Below are 23,947 nucleotides of genomic sequence, written 5' to 3' on the forward strand. Positions count from 1 at the left end.
GCCTTCTCGGCGCGCTTGGCGGCGCGCTCCTTGGCCTTCTCGCCCGGCTCGGCCTTCTGCGGGTTGTTGCGCGCGGGGCGCTTGGCGAGGCCGGCGGCGTCGAGGAAGCGCAGGACGCGGTCGGTGGGCTGGGCGCCCTTGGCGAGCCAGGCCTGGATCTTCTCGGACTCGAGCACGATGCGGGCCGGATCGTCCTTGGCCTTCATCGGGTCGTAGACGCCGACCTTCTCGATGAAGCGGCCATCGCGGGGCGCGCGGGCATCGGCGACGACGATGCGGTAATACGGGCGCTTCTTGGCGCCGCCACGGGTGAGACGGATCTTGAGGGACATGGTGTGCTCCTGGAGGTTGGTAATCTGATCGTTCTTGGCGGATAGCGAGTAGTGAGTAGCGAAGAGGGCCGGCCTGCCGCCCCTTCGCTATTCGCTACTCCCCATTCGCCCCTACTTCTTCTTCCCGAACGGGAAACCGCCGAGGCCCGGCAGACCGCCCGGCCCCTTCGGTCCTCCGAGCCCCGGAAGGCCCGGCATCTTTCCGCCGCCGAAGCCCGGCGGCATGGGAGGCAGCTTGCCGCCCATCTGCTTCTGCATCGCCTCGATCTGCTCGGGGGTCGGCTCGGGCATGCCGGGGGGAAGGCCGGGCATGCCGCCCATCCCGCCACCGCCGCCGAGACCGAACATCGAGCCGAGCGCCTGGCCGATGCCGCGCTTGCCCGACCCCATCGCCTTCATCATGTCGGCCATGGTCCGGTGCATCTTGAGGAGCTTGTTGAGCTCCTCCACCTTCGTCCCCGACCCCGCGGCGATGCGCTTCTTGCGGGAATTCTTGAGGATGTCGGGATTCTTGCGCTCCTGCGCGGTCATCGACGAGATGATGGCGCGCTGGCGCTTGAACATGTTCTCGTCGAGATTGGCGCCCTCGACCTGCTTCTTCATGGCGCCCATGCCGGGCAGCATGCCCATCAGGCCGCCGATGCCGCCCATCTTCTCCATCTGGGCGAGCTGCATCGACAGGTCGTCGAGGTCGAACTTGCCCTTGCGCATCTTCTCCGCGGTGCGGAGCGCCTGCTCGTGGTCGATGGTCTCGGCCGCCTTCTCCACGAGGGAGACGATGTCGCCCATGCCGAGGATGCGGTTGGCGACGCGCGAGGGATGGAACTCCTCGAGGGCGTCCACCTTCTCGCCGGTGCCGACGAGCTTGATCGGCTTGCCGGTGACGGCGCGCATGGAGAGCGCCGCGCCACCGCGCGAATCGCCGTCCATGCGGGTCAGCACGATGCCGGTGACGCCCAGGCGCTCGTCGAAGGCGCGGGCGGTGACCACCGCGTCCTGGCCGGTGAGCGCGTCGGCCACCAGCAGGACTTCGTGGGGATTCGTCGCCGCCTTGACCTCGGCGGCCTCGGCCATCAGCGCCTCGTCGAGGGTGATGCGGCCGGCGGTGTCGAGCATCACCACGTCGAAACCGCCGAGGCGCGCGGCATCCATGGCGCGGCGGGCGATCTGCACCGCCGACTGGCCCTCGACGATGGGCAGGCTGTCGACGCCGACCTGCTTGGCCAGGATCGCCAGCTGCTCCATGGCGGCCGGGCGGCGGGTATCGAGGGAGGCGAGCAGCACCTTGCGCTTGTCGCGGTTGGTCAGGCGCCGGGCGATCTTGGCGGTGGTGGTGGTCTTGCCCGAGCCCTGGAGGCCGACCATCAGGATGGCGACGGGGGCGGGGGCGTTGAGATCGATGAGGCCGGCCTCGGAGCCGAGCATGGCCACGAGTTCGTCGTTGACGATCTTCACGACCATCTGGCCGGGCGTCACCGACTTGACGACGACGGCGCCCACCGCCTTCTCGCGCACCTTCTCGGTGAAGCCGCGCACCACTTCGAGGGCGACGTCGGCTTCCAGCAGCGCGCGGCGAACCTCACGCAGGGCGGCGGTGACGTCGGCTTCCGTGAGCGCACCCCGACGGGTGAGCCCCGAGAGGATACCGGACAGGCGGTCGGACAGGCCTTCGAACATCGTCTGGCTCTCCGAACCTACTGGAACAGGCCGGCGGACGAGACGCGCCGCACCTGCAGCGCCGCCTCGAAGGCGTTGATCGCCGACGCGAACTTGTCCCGGCAATCGGGATTGCAGAACCCGACGACGGACCCGTTGTAGAGCGTCAGGGAATCGGCCGCGATCGGCTTGCCCGACCAGGGGCAGACATCGTTGACCGCATCCTCGATGCGAAGGGGTTCATGCGCTTGCGACAGGGCGAGACTCACTCGTCTGGATCGGCGGAGCGACGGCCTGTTTCCAACGCGAAACTCGCCCGAGGGCGCATCGCGCTGTCGGGCGTTGACCTCCGGCCTCACAGGGCCGGTCGGCGTTCGTATTGACGACATGTCGTCGGATATGAGGTTGGCGGACTAGTCCGAGAGCCCGCGCAAGTCAAGATCATGGTCGAGCGGGCGATGCATTCATGTCGATGCCCGCCTTGGGAGTACCTCACGAAACTCCCGGTCGCTTCCCGCTCACGGCCCTTCTCGCTCACGGCGCAACGGCGCAGCGGGAGTTTTGTGAGAGACACCGAGTCGCCCAAACGGCGGTGAATAGCGTATTCAGACATCCAAACCGCCAAGCTTGGTCAGTGAGCGTGTGACCCGAAAGAGAGAGTGCCCGTCCCGGATGCCGGATTTTTACACGCTGTATCTGGTCGTGCTGATAGCCGGGCTCTCCCATTGCGTGCTCTGGGCCAGCGTCCTCTATCGCTACAGGGAGCTGGCCGGGGTGCGCTACTGGCTGGCGGGCAGCCTGGCCAAGGTGGCGGGCGGCATCCTGCTCGCCCTCGATGGCGGCGTCGGGAATTTCGCCACCACCGTCGGCGGGAATGCCGTCGCCTGTCTGGCCTTCTACCTGAACACGGTCGGCCTGCGCCGCTTCCACGGGGACGAGCCGCGTTGGGCTCTCCATGCCGGGCTGCTGGCCGCCAGCGTGCTCGCCATGGCGCTCACCTGGCAACCCTGGTGGGGCCAGAACCCGCTCTACGTCACGTCGCAATGCATTCCTCTCGCGCTCGCCATCCTCTATCTCGCCCGGCGCCGGATTCGGGAGCTCGGCGCGCTCATCACGATGAGCGCACTGGCGACCGCGATCACGGCCCATGGCATCGTCGCCTGCGCGGTGACGGTGAGGCTCAGCGGCATCGCACCGGATGTCTCCCTGGTCTTCCTCGCGGCCATCGACCTTTTGGTCTTCATCCTGGCGGGCATCGTCTGGAATTTCGGCTTCCTCGTCTCGGTGGTCGATAGCCTGATGGCGACGGTGGAGCGGCTGGCCGCCGAGGACGACCTGACCGGCCTGCCCAATCGCCGCCAGTTCATGCGGCAGCTCGCCGGGGAGTGCGCGCGCGAGACCGGCGAGCCGTTCAGCGTGATGCTGATGGACCTCGACCGGTTCAAGGGGATCAATGACGGCCTCGGCCACGTGGCCGGCGATGCCGCGCTCCAGCACGTGGCGGACGCGGTGCGGGGAAGCATCCGCCCCGCCGATGTGTTCGCGCGGCTCGGCGGCGACGAATTCGGCATCCTGCTTCGCGGGATCGAGGGGGATGCGGCAACCGAGATCGCCGAGCAGGCCAACGCGGCCCTGCGCGCTTCGCCCTTCCTCTGGCGCGGGGAGACCATCGGGCTGACGATCAGCATCGGCGTGACCTCGGCCGTCCCCGGCAGACACCACACGCCGGAGGAACTCATCGAATGCGCTGATTCCGCGCTCTACGTCACGAAGGGCCGGACACGAGACGGCTGGACATTCCTGCCCTTCGCGTCCCGGCCGGGCTTCGGCGCAGGTCAGGCGGGCGGGGCGAAGGCCGCGCGCCTGCCCGACCGGGCCTCCCGCATCCCCTTGGCGGGCTGAACCGACCGCCTGCGGTCGAGCGCTATGAGAGTCACGCATCTCGCGGGATGCGCGGGACCCTCCTCCCCAGCGGATCTCGGGCCTGCCCGAGATCCGTCGAGCTTGTGGGGAGGAGTTGGAGGTGGGGTGGTTGGGCGACCCTCACGCTGCGGAGGCTGGCGGAGCCACCCCCACTCCTAACCTCTCCCCACAAGGGGGAGAGGGACGCGCCCTGCCTAAAAGCAGAGGGATAAATGCAGCAGGCTCGGCCGAGAGCGATCAGAGCGAGGCCCCTGGACTCACCGTTCCTCGAATTTCGGCTTCCGCAAGTCCGCCTGGAGTTTCAGCACCTCGTCGATGCTCATCGAGCGGCTGCTCCAGTTGGTCTCCATGATGTTGATGGCGGTGAAGCTGTAATGGGCCTTGCCGCCATAGGCGTCGAACGGCGTGCCGTCCGGGTCCGGCGCCACCGGCTTGACGTAATCGACCCGGTAGGACGGGTGGCCGCCCTTGCCCGTGACCGCGATGCGGACCGAGGCATTGCCGTGCCGTTTCTGGCAGAAACGCATGTTGGTGAGGAGCCGGCTCAGATAGGCGTCGGCCTCCTCCAGGGTGGGGACGACGTCCGCGAGAGTCGCGTCGGAGGGAAGGTGCGTCTTCTTGATCATGTCGGCCCGTGAGGTTGGTGGCGCACCATAGGCACACCTCCTAAGCGATGCGAGACCCCGCCCGGCGCAGCCGGGATCAACCCGCGACGAGTTCCCGCGCCGGAGCGGCCCGGACCGGCGCCGCGGCGACATCCGCCAGGATCTCGTAGGAGCGCACGCGCGCGGCATGGTCGTGGATGGCGCTCGCCACCATGAGTTCGTCCGCCCCGGTCTCGGCGATCAGGTCGGCGAGCCCCCGGCGCACGGTCTCCGGCGATCCGACGATGGCGCGGGCGAGCATCCCCGAGGCCTGGCGCTTCTCGGAGGGCGACCAGTAGGTCTCGATATCGTCGATGGGCGGCGGCAGCAGGCCCCGCGTGCCCCGGAACATGTTGGCGAATTGCTGCTGCGCCGAGGTGAACAGGCGACGCGCCTCGGCATCGGTCTCGGCCGCCACGACGTTGACGCCCACCATGGCATGAGGCGTCGTCGACTGCTCGGACGGGGTGAATCGCTCGCGATAGACGGAAAGCGCCTCGATCAACGCATCCGGCGCGAAATGGGAGGCGAAGGCGTAGGGCAGGCCGAGCATGGCGGCGAGCTGCGCTCCGAACAGGCTGGAGCCGAGGATCCAGAGCGGCACCTTGGTGCCCGTCCCCGGCACGGCCTGGATCACCTGGCCCGGCTGCGCGTCGCCGAGCAGGGCCTGGAGTTCGAGGACGTCCTGCGGAAACTGGTCGGACGTCTCGGGCGAGCGCCGCAGGGCGCGCAAGGTCCGCTGGTCGGTACCCGGAGCGCGCCCGAGGCCCAGATCGATCCGGCCCGGATACAGGGTCTCCAGCGTGCCGAACTGCTCGGCGATGACCATGGGCGAGTGGTTCGGCAGCATGACCCCGCCGGCCCCGACGCGGATGCGGCTCGTGCCCGAGGCCACGTGGCCGATGACCACGGAGGTCGCCGCGCTGGCGATGCCCACCATGTTGTGGTGCTCGGCGAGCCAGAACCGCCGATAGCCGAGGCGCTCGGCCACCCGCGCCAGGTCGAGGGTGTTCCGCAGGGCGTCGCCGGGCGTCGCGCCATGCGGCACGAAGGCGAGGTCGAGAACGGAAAGAGGGATCATGAATCGCGTGTCCGTTTGCATGAGCGACCGGCTCGCGCCGGCCATGAACGTCCCCACCCGGAAGAGATCGCGACGCCGCCGCCGCTTCGCAACCGGGCCGTCCGGCGCAGGAGCCATGCGTTCCGGCCGGCGCCGAAGCGATCCTCTCGTCATCCGACCCGCGACAGCCTCGCGGCACGACCTATATGGCTGGGCCTCGACCTCCCGCCCCGAACCCGAGCAACGCCACCGTGTCTCCCGGATACCTGCCCTTCGCCGGCGCCCTCGATCTCCCCGCCTATACCTGTGACAATTGCGGGTTCTGGCAGCGCCATTTCGCGCCGCCGCCCTCGTGTCCGATGTGCCTCGACGCACGTCACGTGGTGCCGCAGAAGGGCTGGCAGTTCTGGAGCGAGCGCGAGGCGCAGGACCGCTTCCCCTGCCATTGGGAGGAGCTGGAGCCGGGAATCTGGCGTTTCTGGAACGATCCCGTCTCCGGCATCGGGCCGAGCGCCTACCTGATCCAGACGCCCGACGGGAATATGGGCTTCGAGGCCTGCCCGGTCTTCAGCGAGGCGGCGCTGAAGCACATCGCGTCCCTCGGCGGGATGCAGGTGCTCTCTTCCTCGCACCCGCATGCCTATGGGGCGCTGGTGCAGCTGCAGGACCGGTTCGACCCGGAACTCTGCCTGCCGGCCGCCGACTTCATCTGGAGCGCGGCCTTGCAGGTCTCCTGGCCCTACGACGATTTCCTCGAACCGCTGCCCGGCCTCGAACTCCACCGCACGGCAGGGCATTTCGACGGCCACGCAATCCTGTTCGACCGGGCGCGAAAGATCCTGTTCTGCGGCGACGCCCTGAAATTCGAGCTCGACCCGAAGGATTTCCGCCGGGCCGAGACGATCTCGGCCCACAAGGCCTTCGTGCGCGGGGTGCCGCTGACCACCAACGAATTGCGCCGCTACCGCGACGTCTTCGCCCAGCTCGACTTCACCCAGACCTGGACGCCGTTCGAGCCGGCCGCCAATTGCGGCCGGGCCGAGGTGCTGGCGCTCATCGACGGCATGCTGGCGACCCGCCCGCACGCCGCCCCGGTGAGGCTGGACAGCCTCCGGCGATAGCTCAGCCCCGCTTGCGTCAGTCCCGTTTGGCGGTCTGGCCGAACATCACCTTCTTGGCGTCCTCGCTCATGGTCTTGCCGTGGTCGGGGTTGACCTCCGGCGCGCGGGCATAGGCCGCCTTGGTGCCGGGGCGCTCGGCGATGGCGGTGAACCAGCGCTTGAGGTTGGGGAAATCGTCGAGGTTCTGGCCCTGCTTCTCCCAGGGGACGATCCACGGATAGGAGGCCATGTCGGCGATGGAATAATCGGGCCCTGCCACGAACTCCCGGTCGGCCAGACGCCGGTCGAGGACGCCGTAGAGCCGGTTCGTCTCCTTGACGTAGCGCTCGATGGCGTAGGGGATCTTCTCCGGCGCGTATTGCGAGAAGTGGTGGTTCTGGCCGAGCATCGGCCCGAGTCCGCCCATCTGCCAGAACAGCCATTGCAGCACCTCGGCCCGACCCGGCAGGTCGGCGGCGATGAAGCGCCCCGTCTTCTCGGCGAGATAGAGCAGGATCGCGCCCGATTCGAAGAGGGTGATCGGAGCGCCGCCCCCCGGCGGGTCGTGATCGACGATGGCCGGCATCCGGTTGTTGGGGGCGATGGCGAGGAAGTCCGGCTTGAACTGCTCGCCCTTGCCGATGTTCACCGGCTTGATCGTATAGGGGAGCCCGACCTCCTCAAGGAACATCGTCACCTTGTGGCCATTCGGCGTCGGCCAGTAATGCAGATCGATCATCGAAATTCCTTTCAGCGCGCCGCGAGTGCCGGGCAGCGCCGAAGGTCGAGTTGGCGACCGGCGGCACCGAGGTCAAGCCGCGCCGGTCACGCGAATGCCGGGCTGGTCGAATGGCAGGTCGCTCGAACGGCAGGTCGCTAGAATGCGAGGGATTGTTCGACCGATTGCTTCAGGGTTCTCGTGCTTGCATGGTCGCTCACGGGGGTACCCGAGCGGGAGACCGGTAGGATGAGCAGCGCGATCTCGATCAGCGGCGGCGGGATGGTGGCGGCCTCCCAGCGCTTCAGCAACGCGGCGGAACAGATCGCCTCGGTGGGCATGACCATGCCCAGCCCGACCCAGGTGGATCAGGTCCTCCCCAGCCCGACCCAGGTCGACCTGTCGAGCTCGGCCATGCAGCTGATGGAGAGCAAGGCGAGCTTCGAGGTCAACACGGCGGTGATGAAATCGACCCTCGACACCGAGAAACGCGTCCTCGACATCCTCGTGTAGCGTCCCAGCTGCAAGACATTGCAGCACCATCCATCGACGGAGGCCCCTCCCGATGACGATCACGGTTTCGCTGAACACGCTGGGACTGCTGAAGGCCCTCGACGTGGTGACGAGCGCCCGCATGGAGGCCCTTCGCGATGGGGTGACCGAACCGAAACTGGTCTCGGTCAATGTCGGCGCGCCCACCGCACCGACGGTGACCGCCCGTCCGGCAGGCCAGGACCGTGTCGTCGACGTGATGGTCTGATCGTGTACCGATAGCCTGAAAATTAACCGGCCAGGGTGACAGTCGGAGTCAGGTTAGAGCTGGATCCATGACGTGACTACCAATCGTCGCCGCGCCTCGCGGAAAGGTGCATTTCGCATCGGGGCGCTCTCCTTCGCGGGCGAGCGGGCGGATATCGACTGCCTGGTCTGGGACCAGTCCGAGACCGGCGCACAGATCGAGGTCGAGACTCCGGACGAGGTTCCGGACGAGTTCATCCTGGTGATGACCGCCTACGCCAAACCGCGCGCCTGCACGGTCGTCTGGAGACGGGACAGGAAGCTCGGCGTCGCGTTCTCCGTCTGATCCGCAGCGCCGCCGACAGGGGAGGGGCCGCAGATTTCGGCTCTCCTTCACCATCGGGGCGCTTATCGCTGCGGCGCGCTTGCTGTTTGCTTCCAAAAACCGTACCTCCGCTCTGCGCGCGAGCGTGTCGGGGTGTAGCGCAGCCTGGTAGCGCATCTGGTTTGGGACCAGAGGGTCGTAGGTTCGAATCCTATCGCCCCGACCAATCGCGTGCGTATCGGCCGTTCTCTCCTGCTGGAGCTATCGACCCCACGATGCCGAGTGCTCGAATCTATCAGCCCGCCAAGGATGCCTCGCAATCCGGCACGGCCCGCACCAAGGCCTGGCTGCTGGAATTCGACCAGAGTTCTCCGCGCGACACCGACCCCCTGATGGGCTGGACCGGATCGTCGGACATGCTGCAGCAGGTCAGGTTGTCGTTCGAGACCCAGGACGAGGCCGTCGCCTACGCAACCCGCAACGGCATCACCTTCCGGGTCGAGCAGCCCCAGAAGCCCGCGATCCGCAAGGGCCTGTCCTATTCGGACAATTTCAAATTCAACCGCACGGCCCCCTGGACCCACTGAGGTCGTCGGCGCGCGATCGGTGCATTCGGCTCAGAGCTGAGTCAGAATCGTTATCGCGCCGAATATCAGGACCGACGCCACGGCGACGGCGAGCAGGATGAGTGCGGCGCGTGATTCGCGCATGTCGTTATCGGTCATCGAGCCTTCGTTACGATAAAAGCCGCGCAAATGGGAGCGGGTCCGGATGCCGGGAGGTATTCGGGACGATTCGCCCTGTATCGTACCGTGTAGGATGGGGTTCTCCACGCCGGAAGCATGCCGTCGGATCGATCGACCAGGTCCCCGGTGATTCCGCCCAGTCGGGCGATGACGCGCGCAGTTGCATGACCGGCCGCGCGCGACGGGCCTGACGACACTTCCAAGTTCCGGTCCGAGCCCCGCGGCAAGGGAAACGCCGTGGGGAGGGAGGTCCCGGCGCAATCGCTCGTCGCCGACCGCGCCCCCTACAACCGCGCCAGGAGTTCGGCCTTCTTGGACGAAAACTCCGCCTCGGTGAGCACGCCCTTGCGGTGGAGTTCGGACAAGCGCTCGAGGGTCGAGATCACGTCCCCCGAGGGGGCTCCGGTCTGGTGGAAGTCCGGCTCCGGGGCCGGACGCGGACGGTCTTCGGTGCGGGGCGGGGCCACGATCGGCTCGGGGTGGAACGGCTTCGGTTCGAGGGAGCGTTCCGGCGTGGGGGCCACGCTGACCCGCTGGAGCGATTCGAGGTCGACGTAACCGTTGCGGCCGCTGAAGCGGAGGCTCTGCGTATCGCCCTGCTGCTGCGAGACGCCGGAAATGTCGTAATGCCCGGTATCGTAGAGGACGAGCGTTCCCGCGGTTTCCACCGCGAGCAACCGGCTATCCGGGAAATAGGCGTAGCGCATGCCGTTCTGCGAGCCGGACGTCGCCGGTCGGCCGAGTTCGGCGGGCCACCAGGTCGCGGAAGCCGAGCCGTCGTCCCAGCCGCCGGGGGGCAGGGATTGGGCGAGATCCGAGCATATCGCCGCCACGCGCGACTTCAGATTCGCGTCGAACATGTTGCCGATCATGGTCATGCCGCCGGACGACCATTGGCCGAACCCTCCGAGTTCGGGATGGTTGAACTGGGCCATCGTCCCATTGCCCGCTTCCAGCGCGCGCATGAGATGGCGCACGGCGTCGACGCTGACGCCGTGCCGGTCGGCGACGGTCTGCAAAACGGAAGATCTGTCGGGCATGGGCTGGCTCCAGAACGGCGACGATGTCGAGCGCGGCAAAGCGACCCGACCATAGTACGGCATTGACGCGAAAGTGCCTCTCGCACCGCAAAAAGTTTCCGCGCCGGCGGACCTTACGGTCAAGCATGAACGTTCACTCGGCAGAATTCATGCCGTCGGGCTCCGCCTCAGGCAGCGAGCCCCCCCTGGAGTGATCATGGTCGCCAAGAACCCCCCGATGCCGCAAGCCGCCACGCAGACGAAGGCGGTACGATCGCGCATCAAAGAGGGATCGCCCTATCCGCTGGGCGCCAATTGGGACGGCCTCGGCGTCAACTTCGCCCTGTTCTCGGCCCATGCCACCAAGGTCGAGCTCTGCCTGTTTGACGATGCCGGAGAGCAGGAACTCGAGCGGATCGAACTGCCCGAATATACCGACGAGATCTGGCACGGCTACCTGCCCGACGCGCGTCCCGGCACGATCTACGGCTACCGGGTCCACGGCCCCTACGAGCCCAAGGCCGGCCACCGCTTCAATCCCAACAAGCTACTCATCGACCCCTACGCCAAGGGTCTCGTCGGCTCGATCACCTGGAACCCGGCCCTGTTCGGCTACCAGATGGAGACGGGCGACGACCTCACCTTCGACGAGCGCGATTCCGCGCCCTTCACCCGCCGCAGCCGCGTCATCGACCCGGCCTTCACCTGGGGACGGGACCGCAAGCCGCACGTGCCGTGGGAGAAGACGATCTTCTACGAAACCCATGTGAAGGGTTTCACCAAGCTGCATCCGGCCGTGCCGGAGAAGCTGCGCGGCACCTATGCCGGCCTCGGCAACCCGGCCGTGCTCGACTACATCAAGAGCCTTGGCGTGACCTCGGTGGAGCTCCTGCCCGTCCATGCCTTCGTGCAGGACGATTATCTCCAGGAAAAGAACCTGGTGAATTACTGGGGCTACAACACGATCTCGTTCTTCACGCCCGCCCGGCGCTACGCGGCGGTGCCGGATTTCGCCTTCTCCGAGTTCAAGGAGATGGTGGCGCGCATGCACGGCGCCGGCCTCGAGGTGATCCTCGACGTGGTCTACAACCACACAGCCGAGGGCAACGAGAAGGGGCCGACCCTGTCGTTCAAGGGCGTCGACAACGCCTCTTACTATCGCCTGATGCCGGGCGACGAGCGCTACTACATCAACGATACCGGCACCGGTAACACCTTCAACCTGTCGCACCCGCGCGTCCTGCAGCTGGTGACCGATTCCCTGCGCTACTGGGCGACGGAGATGCGGGTCGACGGCTTCCGCTTCGACCTCGCCACCATCCTCGGGCGCGAGCCGCACGGGTTCGACGAGGGCGGCGGCTTCCTCGACACCTGCCGGCAGGACCCGGTGCTGAACTCGGTCAAGCTCATCGCCGAGCCATGGGATTGCGGTCCGGGCGGCTATCAGGTCGGCGGCTTCCCGCCCGGCTGGGCGGAGTGGAACGACCGCTTCCGCGACGATGTCCGCGGCTACTGGCGCGGCGATTCCGGTCTTCTGCCGAGCCTCGCCTCGCGCATCACCGGGTCGGCCGACAAGTTCAACAAGCGCGGGCGCAAGCCCTGGGCCTCGGTGAACTTCCTCACCGCCCATGACGGGTTCACGCTGAACGACACGGTCTCGTACAACGAGAAGCACAACCTCGCGAATGGCGAGGACGGGCGGGACGGGCATTCCCACAACCTCTCGAACAACTACGGCGTCGAAGGCCCCACCGACGACGAGGCGATCAAGGCGGTGCGCACCCGCCAGATGCGCAACATGATGGCGACGCTGTTCCTCTCGCGAGGAACGCCGATGCTGCTTGCCGGCGACGAGTTCGCCCGCAGCCAGGGCGGCAACAACAACGCCTATTGCCAGGACAACGAGATCTCCTGGCTCGATTGGGAGGGGATCGACGACGCGGGCCGTGACCTCGCCGAGTTCACGCAGCGCCTCACCATCCTGCGCGAGGCCCTGCCGATCCTCACCCGCGGCCGGTTCCTCTCCGGCGCCTATGACGAAGACCTCGGCGTCAAGGACGTCACTTGGCTGAGGCCCGACGGCGAGGAAATGTCCACGGAGAACTGGACGGATGGCGGCGCGCATTCCATCGCCGTCCTGCTCGACGGCCGCGCCCAGGCGTCCGGCATCCACCGCCGGGGTGGCGATGCAACGCTGCTGATCCTCTACAACGCCTACAGCGATCTCGTCTCCTTCACCCTGCCGGGTTCCGTCGGCGGCGTCGGCTGGACGCGGCTCCTCGACACCAACCTGCCCGACAGCCAGGAGGTCGGCACCTGGGCCATCGGCGACCGCTACGACGTCACCGGACGCTCGATGCTGATGTTCGTGCTGAAGCCCGAGGAGACCGAAGGCGACGAGGCGACCGAGATGGAGCGCTCGTACCAGCACGTGATGCAGGCGTTCGAACGCGCCAATATCGAGAGCGTGCGCTTCGCCCCCTCGGCGACCTGACCCGCGCTCCGCCGAGGTGAATGCCGCGCCGGCCACGACGAGCGCGGCACGACGAAGGCCTGGAGATGCGTCCCGACCCCGGCGGTCGGGCGCAACTCCAGGTCGTTTCGATCGATGACGACGGGGCGCCTGCGTCGTCATCGCGAGATGTGTCGAGGGAAACGGATGATGTGCCAGCCGTTGGGTATTTCTGACCCACCTTCATTTCCTGGCACGACAACCGACAGATGATGACCGATAGCCCCGAGAAGCCGCCTGCTGGTGTACCGCCGCGCGTGAGAACGGGAGCGGTGTCGGAGATCGCCGATCACACCAGCGACATCTTCTTTACGGCTGTCGAAGCGACCCGGATGCCGATGGTGGTCACCGACCCGCGGCAGGACGACAATCCGATCGTCTTCGTCAACAAGGCTTTCCTGGGCCTCACAGGCTATGAAGCCGAAGAGATCATCGGCCGCAATTGCCGCTTCCTGCAGGGACCGGACACCGACCGGGACAGCGTGAACGCCCTGCGCGAGGCGATCCAGGCGCGGCGGGAATTCGCCACCGAGATCGTCAACTACCGCAAGGACGGATCGACGTTCTGGAACGCGCTGTTCGTCGCGCCGATCTACAATGCGGCCGGCGAGCTCGTGTATTTCTTCGCCTCGCAGCTCGATGTCTCCCGCCGCCGCACCGTCGAGGAGGCCTTGGGTCAGGCCCAGAAGATGGAGGCGCTCGGCCAGCTGACCGGCGGCATCGCCCACGACTTCAACAACCTTCTCCAGGTCATCGTCGGCTACATCGATATTCTGAGCCACGGGCTCGACCGTCCGGATGCGGACCGGAACCGCCTTCGGCGCGCCACCGACAACATCCGGACCGCCGCCGAACGGGCGACCACCCTGACCCAGCAGCTTCTCGCCTTCGCGCGCAAGCAGCGTCTCGACGGCCGCGCGGTCAATCTCAACGCCCTCGTGAAGGGCATGGAGGATATGGCCGCGCGCAGCCTGGGTGACGCGATCACGCTGCGGCTCGACCTGGGCGATGACCTCTGGAACTGCCGTGTCGACCCGGCACAGGCGGAGGTCGCCCTCCTCAACATCCTCATCAATGCCCGCGACGCCATGCCGGAGGGCGGCACCGTCGTGATCTCCACCGAGAACCGGGATATCGGCGCGCAGGATCTGGGCTCACAGGATTTCGGCGGGTCGGAACCCCTGGGTGAGGGTCGCTACGTCACCGTGACCATCACCGATACCGGGGCGGGAATCTCGCCGCCGACCCTGGCGCGGGTGATGGAGCCGTTCTTCACGACGAAGGACGAGGGCAAGGGCACGGGGCTCGGCCTCTCGATGGTCTATGGCTTCGCCAAGCAATCCGGCGGTGCGGCGCAGATCGAGTCCGTCGTCGGCGAGGGAACGCGCGTCCGCCTGTCCTTCCCCGCCGCCGCCGAGGACGACCGGGAGCCCAACCGCGCCGTGCCGGGGACGGTGGATCGCCAGGGGACCGAGACCATCCTCATCGTCGACGACCGTGAGGACGTGGCCGAACTGGCGCGAACCATCCTGCGCGACAGCGGCTACACGCTGTTGATGGCCCGGAACGGCCGCGAGGCGCTGGAGATCCTGGATTCGAGCGGTTCGGTGGACCTGCTGTTCACCGACCTCATCATGCCGGGCGGGATGAACGGCATCATGCTCGCCCGCGAGGCCAAGCGGCGGCAACCCCGATTGAAGGTCCTGCTGACCACCGGCTACGCCGAGGCGAGTCTCGAGCGAACCGATGCCGGGGGTTCGGAGTTCGATCTCCTGAACAAGCCCTATCGCCGGACCGATCTCATCCGCCGCGTTCGCGCCATCCTGGACGGTCCGACCGACGGCAGCTGAGGCAGCGGCGCGGGGCCCGCTACGGGAGGCGCGCCATGCCACAGGGTGACAAGTCGAAATACACCGACAAGCAGATCCGCAAGGCCGAGCACATCGCGGACTCCTACGAGGAGCGCGGCGTGCCGGAGAAGGAAGCCGAGGCCCGCGCCTGGGCGACCGTCAACAAGGACGATGGCGGCGGCAAGCATCCGGGCGGATCGGGGAGGGGCAAATCGAGCTCCCACCCGGCGGCCCACAAGGGCGGCGCCGCCGGCGGAAAGGCCTCGGCCTCCCGCACCGCCGAGCAGCGCTCCGCCTCGGCAAAGAAAGCCGCCGCGACCCGCAAGCGCAACGCCGAGGCGGCAAGGTCTTCAACCTGAAGCGGCGATGGCCGGGCATTCCCCTCTCCCCGCCCGGCGGGGAGAGGGGGAACCCGAGCCTCGCCCTCAGGCCATGGCGGTCTTCAGGTTCGCGTCGACCCTGTCGAGGAAGCCGGTGGTGGAAAGCCAGCGCTGATCGGGGCCCACCAGAAGGGCGAGATCCTTGGTCATGAAGCCGGCTTCCACCGTGTCGACGCAGACCTTCTCCAAGGTGTTGGCGAACTTGGCGAGGTCGGTGTTGTCGTCGAGCTTGGCGCGGTGGGCGAGGCCACGGCTCCAGGCGAAGATCGAGGCGATGGAGTTGGTGGAGGTCTCCTTGCCCTTCTGATGCTCGCGGTAATGGCGCGTCACGGTGCCGTGCGCGGCTTCCGCCTCCACGGTCTGGCCGTCCGGCGTCATCAGCACCGAGGTCATCAGGCCGAGCGAGCCGAAGCCCTGGGCGGCGGTGTCCGACTGTACGTCGCCGTCGTAGTTCTTACAGGCCCAGACGTAGCCGCCGGACCATTTAAGGCAGGAGGCGACCATGTCGTCGATGAGGCGGTGCTCGTAGGTGATGCCGAGCGCCTGGAACTTCGCCTTGAACTCGGCGTCGAACACCTCCTGGAACAGGTCCTTGAAGCGGCCGTCATAGGCCTTGAGGATGGTGTTCTTGGTGGACAGGTAGACCGGGTACTTGCGGGCGAGGCCGTAATTCAGCGAGGCGCGGGCGAAGTCGCGGATCGACTCGTCGAGATTGTACATCGACATCGCGACGCCGGCGGCCGGGAACTTGAACACTTCCTTCTCGATGATTGTGCCGTCGTCGCCCTCGAACTTGATGGTCAGGCGGCCCTTGCCGGGCACCTTGAAGTCGGTGGCGCGATACTGGTCGCCGTAGGCGTGGCGGCCGATGACGAAGGGCTGGGTCCAGCCCGGCACGAGGCGCGGCACGTTCTTGCAGATGATCGGCTCACGGAAGATCACGCCGCCGAGGATGTTGCGGATCGTGCCGTTGGGCGAACGCCACATCTCCTTGAGCTTGAACTCCTCCACCCGCTGCTCGTCGGGGGTGATGGTGGCGCATTTGACGCCGACGCCGTGGCGCTTGATCGCCTCGGCCGCATCGACGGTGACCTTGTCGTTCGTCTCGTCGCGGTGCTCGACGCCGAGGTCGTAATAGTCGAGGTCGAGGTCGAGATAGGGGTGGATGAGCTTGTTCTTGATCTCGCTCCAGATGATCCGGGTCATCTCGTCGCCGTCGAGTTCGACGACCGGGTTCGCCACCTTGATCTTCGACATGATCCTCAGAACCTTTCTCATCACGCGGCCGGGGCCGGCCGCGCTCCCGCTGCGGCGGTCATAGCGCGCTGCAACAGGACGCGAAAGCCGTGCCCCTTACAGATCGGGCGGGGCGTCGGCGGGCTCGAAATTCGCCGATCCCCCTGGACATCCGGCGACGGGGCGGGAATGTGCGGGCCATTCCGACATCGAGAAGGACATGTCCATGAGCGAACGCATCATCCTGCGGGCCGGCGAGGCCCTGGTCGCCGGCGGCCCGCCCAACACCGCCTCCGAGCCGGAGGTCATCATCGGAGAGCTCGACGGGCCGGTCGGCACGGCGCTCGCCACCCTCACGGGCGATCAGGTGGTGGGCCATTCCCGCGTCTTCGCGCTCTTGAACACCGACATCATGGTGCGGCCGGTGACGCTCTGCGTCTCCAAGGTCAGCGTCACGGAATCCAAGTACACCTCCATCCTCATGGGCACGGTGCAGTTCGCCATCGCCAACGGCGTCCTCGACGCCGTGCGCCTCGGCTACATCCCCAAGGAGAAGGCCAACGATCTCGGCATCATCTGCTCGGTCTGGCTCAGCCCCGGCGTGATCGAGGCGGAGACGGTCGACCACAAGGCCCTGTTCGAGATCCAGCGCAAGGGCATGACGGAAGCGATCCGCAAGGCCATGACCAACGAGCCCTCGATCGACTGGCTCCTGGAGAACCAGGACAAGATCATCCACAAATACTACCAGATGGGCCTCGACGGTAAGATCTGAGCGCCTGTCTGAGTCGTTTTTTCCAAGCATTTACCTCATCCTGAGGTGCCGCGTAGCGGCCTCGAAGGAGCCTTCCAGGGATCCCGCGACCGCTGGAGGGCTCCTTCGAGGCCCTTTGCTCCTGCAAAGGGCACCTCAGGATGAGGAGATTTGATTGGATGATCTTTTCAATTGGCACGAAAATCCGCCGAAAAATCCAATCGAACAGGCTGTAAGGCGCTTCTCCCGAGGGTCATCGCTCGAGGCGATCGCCCCGCGGCTCCCCATCCTCCCCATACGGACTATGCGTCCGGCCCGCTCCATGGCAGAGGGCGACGATGATCGCCCCCGTCGTCATCCTGGTCGAACCGCAGCTGGCCGAGAATATCGGCATGGTCGCCCGCGCCATGGCCAATTTCGGCCTCTCCGAACTCCGCCTCGTCGCCCCCAAGAACGGCTGGCCGAAGAAGGGCGTGCGCGAGGCCGCCTCCGGGGCGACGCATGTCCTCGACGACGCCACCGTCTTCGCCACGGTGCCGGAGGCCATCGCCGACCTGAACTATCTGCTCGCCACCACGGCCCGCGAGCGCGGGCAGATGAAGCGCGCCTATGCCCCCGACGAGGCGATGGCGGATGTGGCCGCGCGGGCGGGACAGCGCGTGGGCGTGATGTTCGGCCGGGAGCGGATCGGGCTCACCAACGACGAGGTGTCCCTGGCCGACGCCATCGTCACCTTTCCCGTCTCCCCTGACTTTCCGTCCCTCAATCTCGCCCAGGCGGTGCTCCTCGTCGGCTACGAATGGCGCAAGGCCTCGGGCCAGGCCCGGCTCCCTTTCACCGGGGAGATGCAGTCGCCGCCCGCCACGCGCGAGGCGATGGCCTCCCTCGTCGCCAGCCTGGAGGGCAGCCTCGAGGCGGGCGGGTTCTATCCGCCCGAGAAGCGGGACGTGATCGCCCGCAACATGCGCGACATGCTGCACCGCATGGCCATGACGGAGCAGGATGTCCGGACGTTTCGCGGGGCGTTGCGCGCCATGACCAGGATCAAGGCGAAAGAGTGATTATTGTCATCGCTGCAGACGGTTCTTAACGCCTGCGCGACGATTGCGTGAGAGTGTGATGCACCATGTGGAAGCATCGTCTCAGCGCCATTGGCGGCGAATTCGTCTCGGTCGCGCGGGAAGCGGCGTTCCAGCAGGAGCGCCTGCCCGAGACCCTGCGCCATGCCCGGCTGGTCTTCCTCTGCGGCCTTTTCCTCAACACGCTCTTTCTCCTGAGTGACTGGCGCTTTGCGGGTCAGACCCATTTCTGGGTCGCCGTACCGGCCCGTGGCGGCGTCATCCTGATCTCGCTCATCTGTTTGCTGGCGACCCGGAACGTCGCCAGCTTCGGCAGGCTGCAGGCCATCATGGTGACGTGGGAGATCATCGTCGCCGGCTGCGTCGCGGTCCTGTGCTCGTCGCGGTCCGACATCGCGCTCTTCGTCATGCTCCTACTGCCCGCGATCTACATGATCGTCGTGCCGACGCGCTTCTTCTGGAGCGTGGCGAGCAGCGCGCTCGCGTCGGTCGCGCTCACGGCGGGCTATCTCCTGCCCGCGCCCCTGTCCTCCACGGCGTTTGGAGTCTGCCTCGCGGTGCTGGTGTCCAACATCGCGATGCTGCTGTTCGTGGTGCGGTCGAACCGCCTCAGGCGTCTGGAATGGATGGCGACCCAGGCCGAGCGCCGTGCCAACACGGAACTGGCGGAAAGCCGCCGCCTGTTCGAGACCATGTTCAAGGCGGTGCCGATCCCGATCGTGGTGTCCCGCCGGGACGACGGCCAGATCGTGGATGCCAACGACGCCGCCAACCGCTTCTACGGGCTCGACGACGGTGAAGACCTGACACAATACAGGACGCGCGATCTCCTCGACGGGGATGCCCGCCGCCTGATCCAGGCGGAACTCGACAGGACCGGCACCGCCGACGAGATCGAGATCAGCACGGGAGCCCAGGGGCGGGTGCGACGGGACGCCATGCTGTCGGCGGTCACCGTCGAGATGGACGGGTCGACCCGCATCATTTCGAGCCTCGTCGACATGACGAGCCGCAAGGCGGTGGAAGAGCGGATCCGCCTCGCTGCCCAGCGCGACGTCCTCACCGGCCTGCCGAACCGTGCCCTGTTCCAGACCACCCTCGACGCGGCTCTGAGCCGGGCAGAGGCGTCGGGAGAGCGCATCGGCCTCATCCTCATCGATCTCGATGCGTTCAAGGAAGTGAACGACACCCTCGGCCACGAGGCGGGGGACGCGGTGCTCAAGGAGGTCGCCCGGCGTCTCGGCAAAGCCATCGGCGAACGCGATCTCGTCGCCCGTCTCGGAGGCGACGAGTTCGTCATCATCGCCCCCTGCGAGAAGGACCGTCACCAGCCGAGCCGGCGCATCCATGCCCTGTCACGGGCGATCCTCGATGTCCTGAATCCGGCGATGGCGGTATCGGGGCGCGTGGTCTCGCTCCGCGCCAGTCTCGGCCTCGCCCTCTACCCGGAACACGCCGCCAATTCGACCGACCTCTTCACCAACGCGGACCTCGCCCTCTACGCGGCCAAGGCGGCCGGACGAAACCGCGCGACGCTCTTCGTTCCGGCGCTCCGGGCGGATATCGAACATCGCGTGTCCGTCGCCCGCGAGATGAGGTCGACCCTCGAAGTCGGCGGCCTGATTCCCTATTACCAACCCAAGATCTGCCTCGCCACGGGCCGGATCATCGGCTTCGAGGCCCTGGCGCGATGGCAGCATCCCACCCGCGGCCTCCTCTCGCCGGCGAGTTTCTCGACGGTCTTCGACGATGCCGAGATCGGGATCGCGGTCGGCCATGTCCTCGCGCGCCAGATCTTCGCCGACATCGCGGGGTGGATCGCGAAAGGATACGATCCCGGCCGGGTGTTCCTGAACCTGTCCTCGGCGCAGTTCGCGCAGGACAACCTCGCCGAATGCCTGATCGCCGATCTCTCCGCGGCGGGGCTCGCCCATGACAGGATCGGCGTGGAGGTGACGGAGACGGTGCTCCTCGGCGGCCATGGAGACCGCGTCTCGGCGATCCTCTCGGACTTGCACCGCGCCGGCGTCCGCGTCGCGCTGGACGATTTCGGAACCGGTTACGCCTCCCTCACCCACCTGAAGCAATATCCGGTGGACGAGATCAAGGTCGACCGCAGCTTCGTGCGCGACCTCGAACGAGACCCCAACGACGCCGCCATCGTCACGGCGGTGGTGCAGCTCGGCCAGAATCTCGGCCTCGACGTCACTGCGGAGGGCGTCGAGACCGAGGCGCAGGCGGAATTCCTGCGCGGGCAAGGCTGCGCCTATGCGCAGGGCTACCTGTACAGCAAGCCCATGCCGCAGAGCCGGGTGCCGTGGTTGCTCAACAAGCACAGCGGCAGGGCCGCCTCCCTGGGAGCGGCGGTCTCCGCCGAGCTCAAATTCGCCTGATCAGGCGTCGACCTGATCCAGCGCCTGGGCGATATCGGCGATCAGATCCTCGACGTTTTCCAGTCCGATGGACAAGCGTACCGTCTCCGGCCCGACCAGGGCCGCCGCCTTGTCGGCCGCGCTCAGCTGGCGGTGCGTCGTGGTGGCCGGGTGGATCGCCAGGGATTTGATCTCGCCGATATTCACGAGGTGCGAGACGAGCTCCAGGCCCATGATGAACTTCACGGCCGCCGGCTCTCCGCCCTTCAGCGCGAAGGTGAAGATCGAGCCCGGCCCATCGGGCACGTAGCGGGCGGCGAGCTCTTCGCCCTTCTGGCCGGGCAGTGCCGGATAGCTCACCCATTCCACCGCCGGATGATCCTTGAGGAAGGCGGCCACCGCTTTGGCGTTCGAACAATGCCGCTTCATCCGCAGCGGCAGGGTCTCGATGCCGGTGAGCGTCAGGAACGCGTTCATCGGCGACAGGCCGGGGCCGAGATCGCGCAGGCCGAAGAGTCGACAGGCGACCGCGAAGCTGAAATCGGGGAAGCGGTCGGAGACGACCAGCCCGTCGTAGTCGGCCCAGGGCTCGGTGATGAGGTTGTAGCGTCCTACCGCCGCCGGCCAGTCGAAGGTTCCGGCGTCGCAGATGATGCCGCCGATGGTCTGGCCGGACCCGCCGAGGAATTTCGAGGTCGAGTGGAACACGATGTCGGCCCCGTGCTCGATCGGCCGGATCAGGGCCGGGGAGGCGAGGGTATTGTCCACCACCAGCGGCAGGTTGTGTCGCTTGGCCACCTCGGCGATGCCGGCGATGTCCATCACCGTCGCGCAGGGATTGACGATCGACTCGCAGACGATGGCCTTCGTCTCCGGCGTGATCGCGGCCTCGAAATCGGCCGGCGTGAGGCCCTTGGCGAAGAGCGGCTTGAGGTCGTAGCGCGCATCGAGCCGGTTCATCAGCCCGAGCGAGCCGCCGAACAGGCGCGGCGAGGCGACATAGGCGTCTCCGCTCTTCATCAGCGTCATCAGCACGAGGAGCAGGGCGGACTGGCCCGACGAGACGGCCACGGCCGCCTTGGCGCCTTCCAGAGCCGCCACCCGGCGCTCCAGGGCGGCCACGGTGGGGTTCGAGCCGCGCGAATAGGAGAAGCCGGTGCGCCGCATGGCGAAGATGTCGGCGGCCTGCTCGGTGGATTCGAACACGAAGCCGTTGGTGAAGTAGATCGGCTGGACGCGCGCGCCCGTGGCGGGGTCGGGTGCCGCGCCGGCATGGACGGCCTGGGTGGCGAAGCGGAGCGGGCGGGTCTCGGTGGCCATGATGGGCGTCGCGATCTTCGAAAGAGGTGGCGGGGTCAGGCAGCGCGCCTGGCGAAGGCCCGCAATGTCCGGACCAGGGTGTTGGGCGCGTAGGGCTTCGGGATGAAGCGCGCGCCCTCGGGCATGTCGTGCGGGCCGGGCGTGCCCATGCCGGAGACGACGAGGACGGGGATCGTCGGCCAGCGATGGGCGACGAGGCGGGCCAGCGCGAACCCGTCCATGGAGCCCTGCGGCATGTCCACGTCGGTCATCATCAGGTCGATCTCCTCGTTGCGTTCGAGGATGGTGAGCGCCTTGTCGGCCTGCGGCGCTTCGAGGACGCGGAACCCCGCATCGACCAGGGTATCGGCCGCCTCCATCAGGAGGAGGCCGTCGTCTTCCACCAGGAGGATGACCGGGGGCTCGCCGGAAGTCTCGAAAGGATCATGCGTCATGCAATGCGAACGATCTCGATGGGGGATTGGTTCGCGGGGTAGTCCCGACGCCGCCGAGGGTCAACCCGGGGGCGCCGGGCTGGAGACGCGCCCAGGCCTACCAGCAAAATCAAGCGCTTAACGCCGCGTCGAGATCCTCGATCAGGTCGGCCGGGTCCTCGATGCCGATGGAGAGGCGCACCACTTCCGGCCCGGCGCCGGCGGCGGATTTCTGCGCGTCGGTGAGCTGGCGGTGGGTGGTGGAGGCCGGATGGATCACCAGCGAGCGGGTGTCGCCGATATTCGCCACATGGGAGAACAGCTGGAGATTGGCCACCAGCTTCACGCCGGCCTCGTAGCCGCCCTTGAGGCCGATGGTGAAGACCGAGCCGGAGCCGAGGGGCGTGTAGCGCCGGGCGAGCTGGTGGTACTTGTCGGTCTCCAGCCCCGGATAGCTCACCCATTCCACCGCCGGATGGGCGTTGAGATGGGTGGCGACCTCGAGCGCGTTGTCACAATGGCGCTGCATCCGCAGGGGCAGGGTCTCGATGCCGTTCAGGATGAGGAAGGCGTTGAACGGCGAGAGCGCGGGCCCGAGATCGCGCAGGCCCAGCACCCGGATGGCGATGGCGAAGCCGAAATTGCCGAAGGTCTCGGAGAGGACCATGCCGGAATATTCGGGGCGCGGCTGCGACAGCATCGGGTAGCGGTCGTCGCCGGCCCAGGCGAAGGTGCCGCCGTCGACCACGAGGCCGCCGATGGAATTGCCGTGGCCGCCGAGGAACTTGGTGGCCGAATGCACGACGATGTCGGCCCCGTGCTCGAAGGGGCGGATCAGGTACGGCGTCGCCATGGTGTTGTCGACGATGAGCGGGATCTTGTGGCGCCGGGCGATCACCGACAGGGCGGCGATGTCGGTGATGACCCCGCCCGGATTGGCGATGGATTCACAGAAGATCGCCTTGGTGCGCGGCGTGATGGCCCGCTCGAACGAATCCGGGTCGTCCGTATCGGCCCAGACCACGTTCCAGCCGAAGCTCTTGTAGGAATGGTTGAACTGGTTGATCGAGCCGCCATAGAGCTTGTTGGCCGCCACGAACTCGTCGCCCGGCTGCATCAGCGCGTGCATGGTGAGGAACTCGGCCGCATGGCCCGAGGCCACCGCCACGGCGGCGGTGCCGCCCTCCAGCGCCGCGATCCGCTCTTCCAGCACCGCATTGGTGGGGTTGGTGATGCGCGAATAGATGTTGCCGAAGGCCTGCAGCCCGAACAGCGAGGCGGCGTGGTCCACGTCGTCGAACACGAAGGACGTGGTCTGGTAGATCGGCGTGGCCCGCGCGCCCGTGGTGGCATCGGGAGCGGCGCCGGCATGGATCGCCAGCGTGTTGAAGCCTGGGATACGGTCGGTCATCACTTACTCCGGGGGCCGGCGGGCACGCACTGGACATCGTTCTAGCGCCTGTGCCGGGCCAGACGGAAGAGGAGCCGCGCCCCCGTTCCGCTTAAACGAACAGATGTTCTTTATGGCGGACGATGCGCGCGGGTCAAGGGTGAGTGGTGACGCGAGGGTGGAGGGCGCCTCTCCTCCCCCTTATGGGGAGGAGCCGGAGGTGGGGGTGGTTGGGGAAGAGTCGCGCCATGTCCGGCACCACCCCCACCCTCGATCCCTCCCCACAAGGGGGAGGGAGGAGCACCCCCGGCACGATCCTGCACGAATTCGCATGGCACTCGCCCCCGCCTGCGGTTATAGCGCCGCACATGCTCCAGCCC

The 23,947-nt window shown here is 67.1% G+C and carries 23 protein-coding genes and 1 tRNA gene; 13 read left to right on the forward strand and 11 right to left on the reverse strand.

The features are described 5' to 3' along the window. The 3 genes from rpsP to FV220_RS15735 form a co-directional block, all read right to left on the reverse strand. The coding region (gene rpsP / locus FV220_RS15725) for a 30S ribosomal protein S16 (RefSeq protein WP_147832533.1) at positions 1–332 on the reverse strand (332 nt) is incomplete at its 3' end. Between the two features lie 111 nt (positions 333–443). Next, positions 444–2,009: a signal recognition particle protein gene (ffh, locus tag FV220_RS15730; protein WP_056144465.1), complete on the reverse strand. Its 1,566-nt coding sequence runs from the start codon at positions 2,007–2,009 to the stop codon at positions 444–446. Positions 2,010–2,026: 17 nt separating this feature from the next. Beyond that, a complete protein-coding gene (locus FV220_RS15735; RefSeq protein ID WP_056144470.1) occupies positions 2,027–2,257 on the reverse strand; it encodes a hypothetical protein in 231 nt (76 codons plus the stop codon). Positions 2,258–2,660: 403 nt separating this feature from the next. On the opposite strand from FV220_RS15735, the gene FV220_RS15740 reads away from it, so the two are divergent. Then, the gene (locus FV220_RS15740) at positions 2,661–3,890 is read left to right on the forward strand and encodes a GGDEF domain-containing protein (RefSeq protein WP_147832534.1); all 1,230 of its coding nucleotides are present in this window, start codon (positions 2,661–2,663) and stop codon (positions 3,888–3,890) included. A 278-nt stretch (positions 3,891–4,168) separates the two neighbouring features. Here the strand turns inward: FV220_RS15740 and FV220_RS15745 are convergent, their stop codons facing one another. Together FV220_RS15745 and FV220_RS15750 are read right to left on the reverse strand one after the other, a co-directional pair. Then, positions 4,169–4,537, reverse strand: a complete 369-nt coding sequence (locus FV220_RS15745) for a hypothetical protein (protein ID WP_056158094.1) — start codon at positions 4,535–4,537, stop codon at positions 4,169–4,171. A gap of 76 nt (positions 4,538–4,613) precedes the next feature. Further along, positions 4,614–5,636 carry an LLM class flavin-dependent oxidoreductase gene (locus FV220_RS15750; protein ID WP_147832535.1) on the reverse strand — a complete coding sequence of 341 codons (1,023 nt, stop codon included), beginning with the start codon at positions 5,634–5,636 and terminating at the stop codon, positions 4,614–4,616. Positions 5,637–5,821: 185 nt separating this feature from the next. On the opposite strand from FV220_RS15750, the gene FV220_RS15755 reads away from it, so the two are divergent. Beyond that, entirely contained in the window at positions 5,822–6,736 is a 915-nt protein-coding gene (locus FV220_RS15755; protein ID WP_147832536.1) for an MBL fold metallo-hydrolase, read from the forward strand. A 16-nt stretch (positions 6,737–6,752) separates the two neighbouring features. On the opposite strand, the gene FV220_RS15760 is transcribed toward FV220_RS15755, so the two are convergent. Continuing rightward, positions 6,753–7,454 carry a glutathione binding-like protein gene (locus FV220_RS15760; protein ID WP_147832537.1) on the reverse strand — a complete coding sequence of 234 codons (702 nt, stop codon included), beginning with the start codon at positions 7,452–7,454 and terminating at the stop codon, positions 6,753–6,755. 228 nt (positions 7,455–7,682) lie between these two features. On the opposite strand from FV220_RS15760, the gene FV220_RS15765 reads away from it, so the two are divergent. The 5 genes from FV220_RS15765 to FV220_RS15785 all read left to right on the forward strand — a co-directional run bounded on the left by FV220_RS15765 (position 7,683) and on the right by FV220_RS15785 (position 9,083). Next, complete coding sequence (locus FV220_RS15765) at positions 7,683–7,946, forward strand: hypothetical protein (RefSeq protein ID WP_147832538.1); 264 nt, start codon at positions 7,683–7,685, stop codon at positions 7,944–7,946. 52 nt (positions 7,947–7,998) lie between these two features. Next, a complete protein-coding gene (locus FV220_RS15770) occupies positions 7,999–8,193 on the forward strand; it encodes a hypothetical protein (RefSeq protein WP_147832539.1) in 195 nt (64 codons plus the stop codon). Positions 8,194–8,265: 72 nt separating this feature from the next. Next, the gene (locus FV220_RS15775) at positions 8,266–8,517 is read left to right on the forward strand and encodes a PilZ domain-containing protein (protein WP_018042780.1); all 252 of its coding nucleotides are present in this window, start codon (positions 8,266–8,268) and stop codon (positions 8,515–8,517) included. 128 nt (positions 8,518–8,645) lie between these two features. Continuing rightward, a tRNA-Pro gene (locus FV220_RS15780) sits at positions 8,646–8,722 on the forward strand. Between the two features lie 49 nt (positions 8,723–8,771). After that, positions 8,772–9,083 carry an ETC complex I subunit gene (locus tag FV220_RS15785; RefSeq protein WP_018042781.1) on the forward strand — a complete coding sequence of 104 codons (312 nt, stop codon included), beginning with the start codon at positions 8,772–8,774 and terminating at the stop codon, positions 9,081–9,083. A 443-nt stretch (positions 9,084–9,526) separates the two neighbouring features. Here FV220_RS15785 and FV220_RS15790 read toward each other — a convergent pair whose 3' ends face one another. Next, positions 9,527–10,282 (reverse strand): SHOCT domain-containing protein, encoded by a 756-nt coding sequence (locus FV220_RS15790; RefSeq protein WP_056144494.1) that lies wholly within the window; start codon positions 10,280–10,282, stop codon positions 9,527–9,529. 196 nt (positions 10,283–10,478) lie between these two features. Between FV220_RS15790 and glgX the strand changes: the two genes are divergently transcribed. The 3 genes from glgX (at position 10,479) to FV220_RS15805 (ending at position 14,982) form a co-directional block, all read left to right on the forward strand. Beyond that, complete coding sequence (gene glgX, locus FV220_RS15795) at positions 10,479–12,755, forward strand: glycogen debranching protein GlgX (RefSeq protein ID WP_238253852.1); 2,277 nt, start codon at positions 10,479–10,481, stop codon at positions 12,753–12,755. A 230-nt stretch (positions 12,756–12,985) separates the two neighbouring features. Continuing rightward, a complete protein-coding gene (locus FV220_RS15800) occupies positions 12,986–14,623 on the forward strand; it encodes a hybrid sensor histidine kinase/response regulator (protein ID WP_147832544.1) in 1,638 nt (545 codons plus the stop codon). Between the two features lie 35 nt (positions 14,624–14,658). Further along, positions 14,659–14,982 carry a hypothetical protein gene (locus tag FV220_RS15805; RefSeq protein WP_056144496.1) on the forward strand — a complete coding sequence of 108 codons (324 nt, stop codon included), beginning with the start codon at positions 14,659–14,661 and terminating at the stop codon, positions 14,980–14,982. A gap of 66 nt (positions 14,983–15,048) precedes the next feature. Here FV220_RS15805 and FV220_RS15810 read toward each other — a convergent pair whose 3' ends face one another. Further along, positions 15,049–16,260 (reverse strand): NADP-dependent isocitrate dehydrogenase, encoded by a 1,212-nt coding sequence (locus tag FV220_RS15810; protein WP_147832540.1) that lies wholly within the window; start codon positions 16,258–16,260, stop codon positions 15,049–15,051. A 205-nt stretch (positions 16,261–16,465) separates the two neighbouring features. On the opposite strand from FV220_RS15810, the gene FV220_RS15815 reads away from it, so the two are divergent. From FV220_RS15815 to FV220_RS15825, 3 genes are all read left to right on the forward strand, one after another. After that, positions 16,466–17,014: a formaldehyde-activating enzyme gene (locus tag FV220_RS15815; protein WP_018042789.1), complete on the forward strand. Its 549-nt coding sequence runs from the start codon at positions 16,466–16,468 to the stop codon at positions 17,012–17,014. A gap of 317 nt (positions 17,015–17,331) precedes the next feature. Then, positions 17,332–18,054 carry an RNA methyltransferase gene (locus FV220_RS15820; protein WP_056144500.1) on the forward strand — a complete coding sequence of 241 codons (723 nt, stop codon included), beginning with the start codon at positions 17,332–17,334 and terminating at the stop codon, positions 18,052–18,054. Between the two features lie 65 nt (positions 18,055–18,119). Continuing rightward, a complete protein-coding gene (locus FV220_RS15825) occupies positions 18,120–20,465 on the forward strand; it encodes a bifunctional diguanylate cyclase/phosphodiesterase (RefSeq protein ID WP_147832541.1) in 2,346 nt (781 codons plus the stop codon). Here FV220_RS15825 and FV220_RS15830 read toward each other — a convergent pair whose 3' ends face one another. The 3 genes from FV220_RS15830 to FV220_RS15840 form a co-directional block, all read right to left on the reverse strand. After that, positions 20,466–21,764, reverse strand: coding sequence for an aminotransferase class I/II-fold pyridoxal phosphate-dependent enzyme (locus tag FV220_RS15830; RefSeq protein WP_147832542.1), 1,299 nt, complete (start codon positions 21,762–21,764; stop codon positions 20,466–20,468). A gap of 35 nt (positions 21,765–21,799) precedes the next feature. Next, the gene (locus FV220_RS15835) at positions 21,800–22,198 is read right to left on the reverse strand and encodes a response regulator (protein WP_056144511.1); all 399 of its coding nucleotides are present in this window, start codon (positions 22,196–22,198) and stop codon (positions 21,800–21,802) included. 109 nt (positions 22,199–22,307) lie between these two features. Then, the gene (locus FV220_RS15840; RefSeq protein WP_147832543.1) at positions 22,308–23,588 is read right to left on the reverse strand and encodes an O-acetylhomoserine aminocarboxypropyltransferase; all 1,281 of its coding nucleotides are present in this window, start codon (positions 23,586–23,588) and stop codon (positions 22,308–22,310) included. Between the last annotated feature and the right edge of the window lie 359 nt (positions 23,589–23,947).

This window comes from Methylobacterium sp. WL19 (assembly GCF_008040005.1).
GTDB classification, from domain to species: Bacteria; Pseudomonadota; Alphaproteobacteria; order Rhizobiales; family Beijerinckiaceae; genus Methylobacterium; species Methylobacterium bullatum.

Excerpts from the sequence above, each read along its gene's own strand:
- ffh (WP_056144465.1), bottom strand. The coding sequence starts at position 2,009 with ATGTTCGAAGGCCTGTCCGACCGCCTGTCCGGTATCCTCTCGGGGCTC.
- FV220_RS15740 (WP_147832534.1), top strand. The coding sequence starts at position 2,661 with ATGCCGGATTTTTACACGCTGTATCTGGTCGTGCTGATAGCCGGGCTC.
- FV220_RS15745 (WP_056158094.1), bottom strand. The coding sequence starts at position 4,537 with ATGATCAAGAAGACGCACCTTCCCTCCGACGCGACTCTCGCGGACGTC.
- FV220_RS15750 (WP_147832535.1), bottom strand. The coding sequence starts at position 5,636 with ATGATCCCTCTTTCCGTTCTCGACCTCGCCTTCGTGCCGCATGGCGCG.
- FV220_RS15755 (WP_147832536.1), top strand. The coding sequence starts at position 5,822 with ATGGCTGGGCCTCGACCTCCCGCCCCGAACCCGAGCAACGCCACCGTG.
- FV220_RS15760 (WP_147832537.1), bottom strand. The coding sequence starts at position 7,454 with ATGATCGATCTGCATTACTGGCCGACGCCGAATGGCCACAAGGTGACG.
- FV220_RS15765 (WP_147832538.1), top strand. The coding sequence starts at position 7,683 with ATGAGCAGCGCGATCTCGATCAGCGGCGGCGGGATGGTGGCGGCCTCC.
- FV220_RS15770 (WP_147832539.1), top strand. The coding sequence starts at position 7,999 with ATGACGATCACGGTTTCGCTGAACACGCTGGGACTGCTGAAGGCCCTC.
- FV220_RS15785 (WP_018042781.1), top strand. The coding sequence starts at position 8,772 with ATGCCGAGTGCTCGAATCTATCAGCCCGCCAAGGATGCCTCGCAATCC.
- FV220_RS15790 (WP_056144494.1), bottom strand. The coding sequence starts at position 10,282 with ATGCCCGACAGATCTTCCGTTTTGCAGACCGTCGCCGACCGGCACGGC.
- glgX (WP_238253852.1), top strand. The coding sequence starts at position 10,479 with ATGGTCGCCAAGAACCCCCCGATGCCGCAAGCCGCCACGCAGACGAAG.
- FV220_RS15800 (WP_147832544.1), top strand. The coding sequence starts at position 12,986 with ATGACCGATAGCCCCGAGAAGCCGCCTGCTGGTGTACCGCCGCGCGTG.
- FV220_RS15805 (WP_056144496.1), top strand. The coding sequence starts at position 14,659 with ATGCCACAGGGTGACAAGTCGAAATACACCGACAAGCAGATCCGCAAG.
- FV220_RS15810 (WP_147832540.1), bottom strand. The coding sequence starts at position 16,260 with ATGTCGAAGATCAAGGTGGCGAACCCGGTCGTCGAACTCGACGGCGAC.
- FV220_RS15815 (WP_018042789.1), top strand. The coding sequence starts at position 16,466 with ATGAGCGAACGCATCATCCTGCGGGCCGGCGAGGCCCTGGTCGCCGGC.
- FV220_RS15820 (WP_056144500.1), top strand. The coding sequence starts at position 17,332 with ATGATCGCCCCCGTCGTCATCCTGGTCGAACCGCAGCTGGCCGAGAAT.
- FV220_RS15825 (WP_147832541.1), top strand. The coding sequence starts at position 18,120 with ATGTGGAAGCATCGTCTCAGCGCCATTGGCGGCGAATTCGTCTCGGTC.
- FV220_RS15830 (WP_147832542.1), bottom strand. The coding sequence starts at position 21,764 with ATGGCCACCGAGACCCGCCCGCTCCGCTTCGCCACCCAGGCCGTCCAT.
- FV220_RS15835 (WP_056144511.1), bottom strand. The coding sequence starts at position 22,198 with ATGACGCATGATCCTTTCGAGACTTCCGGCGAGCCCCCGGTCATCCTC.
- FV220_RS15840 (WP_147832543.1), bottom strand. The coding sequence starts at position 23,588 with ATGACCGACCGTATCCCAGGCTTCAACACGCTGGCGATCCATGCCGGC.